Here is a 4,598-nt window from a genome sequence, read left to right as displayed (position 1 = left end):
ATGCCGCCCCAGGCACCCGCACCGATACCGGCCCCCGCCCCGGCCGGTCAGGCGGGCCCCGAGTTCGTCGCGGTGGACACGCACAATGCCATCGTCGTCGACGCGGACGGCGTCACCCTGGACATCAACGGCGTCTCCGCCGAGTTCCCCTGGCAGGAGGTCCGCAGCGTCCACTACCGCGCCGGCGCCAACGGCAGGAAACTCATGCTCGGCGTGATCCACCTCGACGGTCACTTCTACGAGTCGGAGGTCGAGGCCCGCCCCAAAGCCCGCCTGACGCAATGGTTCACCCAACTGGCCTGGGTCCTGCACCACTACCGCCCGACGGGCTGAGTGACCTCACGCATCCCCGCCTCGACGTCGCGATCGATCCCGTCGCACCGCTGAAGCCGGCGGCTGCCCGATTGCGTACCGTGATCGAAGGCGAGTCGTCCCCGAAGGGCACGCGCCCCCACTCGCCTCACCCGAAGGGAATCGTCGTCCAAGGGCTGTCCGGCGCCGACATCAAGGTGTGGTGGGCGTCGACCATGTCGGTGTACCAGCGGCCGAACTCCTCGTCGTCGAAGTGCAGACACCGGCCGAGGACGTACCCGGCGGAGAAGTCCTGCCAGGAGCGGTACGACCGTACGGCGGCCCGCCCCGCCTCCACGACGGCGGCCTCGGCCTCCTGGAGCGTGGCGTACCGGGCGCCGAGCCCCCACCGGGCCATCTTCGACGCCCGCCCGAGATCCCACGCGTCGACCGACGCCACGAACCGGTGCTCGGGCAGTACCCCGTCCGCCCGCATCCGGGCCTCGTACCGAGTGATCCGCCCGATGAGGTGCTGCACGCCCCGGACACGGGCCTCGGTCTCCGACTCGGGACGCGGCTCGGTCCGCGTGACGCCGTCCTCGGAGAGGACCACGTGCCCGGCGTCGTTGGCACGTATCACGTCGGCGGCGGCCTCACGCCAGTAGCCGACGTCGACATGCCCGCCGAAGTCCCGCGCGATCGTACGGCGGACGGTGAGCGCGAACTCCCACACCGTGCTGTGCGATTCGCAGGCGAGGAGCTTGCGCAGCGCGGCCTGCCACTCCTCGCGGCTGCCGATGCCCCACCACTCCCGCAGCCGCCGCAGCTCCCCGGGGTACCCGCTGCCGTGCCAGCCCATGGCGTTCCACGGCGACCCGTTGTGCACGCACAGCAGAGCCCCGCAGGCCAGCCCGAGCGCCACCGGCCCCTGCAACGCGCCGCCGACGCGCAGCGTGAACAGCCGCTGCGACACATCCACGGGACCGGCCCGGTCGGCGAACTGCGCCCACGCCCCGCTGTTCGGCGGCGCCGTCGGCAGGAACGCCTCGCACGGGCTGCCCGGGTTCACCACGAGGAACGGCGGGTCGCTCGGCTCCCACTGCCGCGCGAACCAGCCCAGCGGCTCCCAGTCGAAGACGCGGTACGGGTCCGGGGCGGGCAGCATCCCGACGGTGAACACGTTCCACACCCGACCGCCCGGCACGCGCGGATCCCGCCCGAACAGCACCTGCCGCCGCCCTTCGGCGTCGTACGCCTGCCGTGTGATCTCGAAGAACAGCTCGGCCCGCGCCAGCACATCGAAGTACGCCGCCCAGTCACCCCGCGCCTTGGCCTCCCACAGCGCCGCCTCCACATCCGTCGGCGCGACCCACCCGGACGGCGGCCCGCCCGGCACAGGCGGAGGAACAGGCCCCGACGGCGGCCCGATCGACATGCTGACTTCCTTCGCGGCGGAGACGAAACATCACAGACGATCAGACACGGAAGTCCGAAACCGGTCAACCTCCTTCCGGTCGCTGTGGGGCACGCAACGCCGCGGCCCGATGCCGCCGGTCACGTTCCCTTCAGCATCCGCGCCCCGAGCTGGTCGGTCCCGCCCGGTGAGCCGTTGAGCCGGTGCACGACCACCCACCGTCCGTCGGCTGCCGCGCCCGCGAAGAGGGAGGCGTGTCGTGTGGCGCCGTTGTGCCAGTGGAGGGTGCCGGAGCGCTGCCAGGAGGGGGACGGGGGGCCGAGGCGGCCGTCGAGGACGAGGCGGGTCAGGGTGTCCGCCACCGCGCGGGGCGTGGCCCACAGGCCGCCCGCCGGGAGGATCGCGCCGGTCGTCGTCCACGGCCGGCGCGGGCGTCCGAGGCGGCCCGGGGCGAGGAGGCGGAGGGCGGGGTCCGGGCGCGCGGTGATCTCCCGCACGCCCAGTGGTTCGAGGACGTACGCCGAGAGGAGTTCCTCGTACGGCAGCCCGGCGGCCTTCTCCAGTGCCGCGCCCAGCACGGCGTACCCGAGGTTGGAGTACTCCGGCTCCCCGCCCGGTGGCCGCACCGCGATGTCCGTCAGGCGGGGGAGCAGGGCTTGCAGGGCCTCCGCGTCGAAGGGGGCGTACGGGTCACGGCCGCCTCCGAGGCCCGGGGGCAGACGGGGGAGGCCCGAGGTGTGCTCGGCGAGCCCGCGCAGGGTGATGCCCGTGCCGGACGGTGCCGCGGGCAGCCAGCGGTCCACCGGGTCGTCCAGGGTGAGGATGTCGGCCGACGCGAGGCGCGTGAGGGCCCTACCGGTGAGGACCTTGGTGAAGGAACCGATCTCCACGTAGCGGTCCGTGGCGTGGCCGGCGGTCGTGGACGGCGGTGCCGTGGAGGTGAGTACGCAGGTGGGTGTGGGAGGGCCGAGCAAGGGCATGTTCGCGGGTCCTGGGTTCACGGATCGGGTGCGATCTGTGAGAGGGGTGGGGTCGTCTTCCGGTTCCTTCGATCCCTGGCCCCTCCGTCTTCCCGTCTCCGCTGCCCCGTTCCCCGGCAGCGGGAGACGCCCCCACCCCCCGAGGGGTGAGGGCGTCCGGGGCCGGCCGGGCCGGGAGACGTCACGGCAGTGCGTGTACGTGGGCGCCCACCGACGACGACCAGGTGTTGCCCGCCGTCGCGTCCCAGTTCGTCGACCAGGTCATCGCGCCCCGCAGGTCGGGGTACGTCTTCGACGGCTTGAAGGAGCCGCAGTTGACGGCCTTGGTCAGGCAGTCCAGGGCGTTGTTCACCACGGTCGGCGACACATAGCCGCTGCCGGCGGCGCGGGTGGACGCCGGGAGGCCGAGGCCCACCTGGGACGGGGCGAGGCCGCCCTCCAGCTGGATGCAGGCGAGCGCGGTGAGGAAGTCCACCGAGCCCTGGCTGTACACCTTGCCGTCACAGCCGAGCATCGAACCGCTGTTGTAGTACTGCATGTTGACGACCGTGAGGATGTCCTTCACGTTCAGCGCCGTCCGGAAGTACGCGTTGGACGTCGACTGCATGTCGATGGTCTGCGGAGCCATCGTCAGGATCAGGGACGGGCCCGCCTTCGCGGACAGCGACCGCAGCGCCTGCGTCATGTACGTCGCGTCGAGGCCGTTCTCCAGGTCGATGTCGACGCCGTCGAAGCCGTACTCCTGCATCAGGGCGTACACGGAGTTCGCGAAGTTCGTCGCGGACGCGGCGCTGTTGACGGAGACCGTGCCGCGCTCGCCTCCCACCGAGATGATCACCTTCTTGCCGGCGGCCTGCTTGGCGCGGATGTCCGCCTTGAACTGGGCCTCGGTGTAGCCGCCCAGGCCCGCGGAGTCGAGGGCGAAGTCGACGGCGCCGGGTGTGGGGGTGGCGTCGGCGAAGGCCACGGCGATGATGTCGTACGCCGACGGAACGTCCGACAGCCTCTGCACGGTCGCGCCATTGTCGAAGTTCTGCCAGTAGCCCGTCACCGCGTGCTTCGGCAGGCCGGTGCCGCCACCGCCGCCCGAGGGTGCCGTCGTCGCCGTCACCGGCGTCGACTTCGGGGACTCGCCGGCCGCGTTCACCGCCGTGACCTGGAAGCTGTACGAGGTGGAGGCGGCGAGGCCGCTCACGGTGGCGGACGTGCCGGTCACCGAGGTGACCTTCGTGCCGCCCTGGTACACGTTGTAGGACGCCGCGCCCGACACCGCGTTCCACGCGAGGGACACCGACGAGGACGTCGTACCCGACACGGAGAGGCCGGCCGGGGCGCCCGGCACGGTCGGGGTGGGGTCGCCGCCACCGCCGCCGTCGGGGCCGTACACCGAGAGGTCGTCGGCGTAGTAGGCGGCCTGGCCGTACCAGCCGTGCGTGTAGAGCGTGACCTGTGTCGTCGAGGAGCCGGTGGTGAACGTCGTCGACAGCTGCTTCCACGACGCCGAGTCGGGTGTCCACGTCGACACGTCCGTCGTGCCCGTGCCGGTGACGCCGAGGTAGGCGTAGCCGCCCTGCACCCAGGCGCTCAGCGTGTACGTCGAGTTGGGCTTCACGGCGACCGTCTGCGTGCACTTGGCGTTGTCCTGGCCGCTCGGCGTCGCCTTCAGGGCCGCCGTACCGCCGTGCACGGGGGAGGAGACGGTGGTGCCGCTGCCGGCCGTGCAGGTCCAGCCGGTCAGGCCCGACTCGAAGCCCGCGTTCCGCACGTTGTTGACGTCGGCGGCCGAGGCCTGGCCGGCGCCGGCGAAGGACAGGGCGAGGGCTGCCACGAGGGTGCCCGCCCACAGGGGGCGGTGCCCGGTTCTGCGGCGGGCGGGCGGGGCTGGTGCGCGGTCCACAGGAGCCTCCGGGGAG

At 72.4% G+C, this 4,598-nt stretch carries 4 protein-coding genes; 1 reads left to right on the top strand and 3 read right to left on the bottom strand.

Going from position 1 to position 4,598, the window contains the following annotated elements:
- Positions 1–333, top strand: a 333-nt coding sequence (locus tag MTQ10_RS28150) for a hypothetical protein (protein ID WP_247473127.1), incomplete at its 5' end; no start/stop codon positions are given.
- A gap of 127 nt (positions 334–460) precedes the next feature.
- Here the strand turns inward: MTQ10_RS28150 and MTQ10_RS28145 are convergent.
- The 3 genes from MTQ10_RS28145 to MTQ10_RS28135 form a co-directional block, all read right to left on the bottom strand.
- The gene (locus tag MTQ10_RS28145; RefSeq protein ID WP_247473124.1) at positions 461–1,726 is read right to left on the bottom strand and encodes a DUF1266 domain-containing protein; all 1,266 of its coding nucleotides are present in this window, start codon (positions 1,724–1,726) and stop codon (positions 461–463) included.
- A gap of 119 nt (positions 1,727–1,845) precedes the next feature.
- Positions 1,846–2,685: a serine hydrolase domain-containing protein gene (locus MTQ10_RS28140; RefSeq protein ID WP_247473123.1), complete on the bottom strand. Its 840-nt coding sequence runs from the start codon at positions 2,683–2,685 to the stop codon at positions 1,846–1,848.
- A gap of 181 nt (positions 2,686–2,866) precedes the next feature.
- Positions 2,867–4,582: a chitinase gene (locus tag MTQ10_RS28135; RefSeq protein WP_374117712.1), complete on the bottom strand. Its 1,716-nt coding sequence runs from the start codon at positions 4,580–4,582 to the stop codon at positions 2,867–2,869.
- Between the last annotated feature and the right edge of the window lie 16 nt (positions 4,583–4,598).

The organism is Streptomyces sp. XM83C, assembly GCF_023072675.1.
Taxonomy (GTDB): Bacteria; Actinomycetota; Actinomycetes; order Streptomycetales; family Streptomycetaceae; genus Streptomyces; species Streptomyces thermocoprophilus.
Note: the sequence above shows the minus strand (reverse complement) of the source record. Positions and strands in the feature narration are given on the sequence as shown.

Excerpts from the sequence above, each read along its gene's own strand:
- MTQ10_RS28145 (WP_247473124.1), bottom strand. The coding sequence starts at position 1,726 with ATGTCGATCGGGCCGCCGTCGGGGCCTGTTCCTCCGCCTGTGCCGGGC.
- MTQ10_RS28140 (WP_247473123.1), bottom strand. The coding sequence starts at position 2,685 with ATGCCCTTGCTCGGCCCTCCCACACCCACCTGCGTACTCACCTCCACG.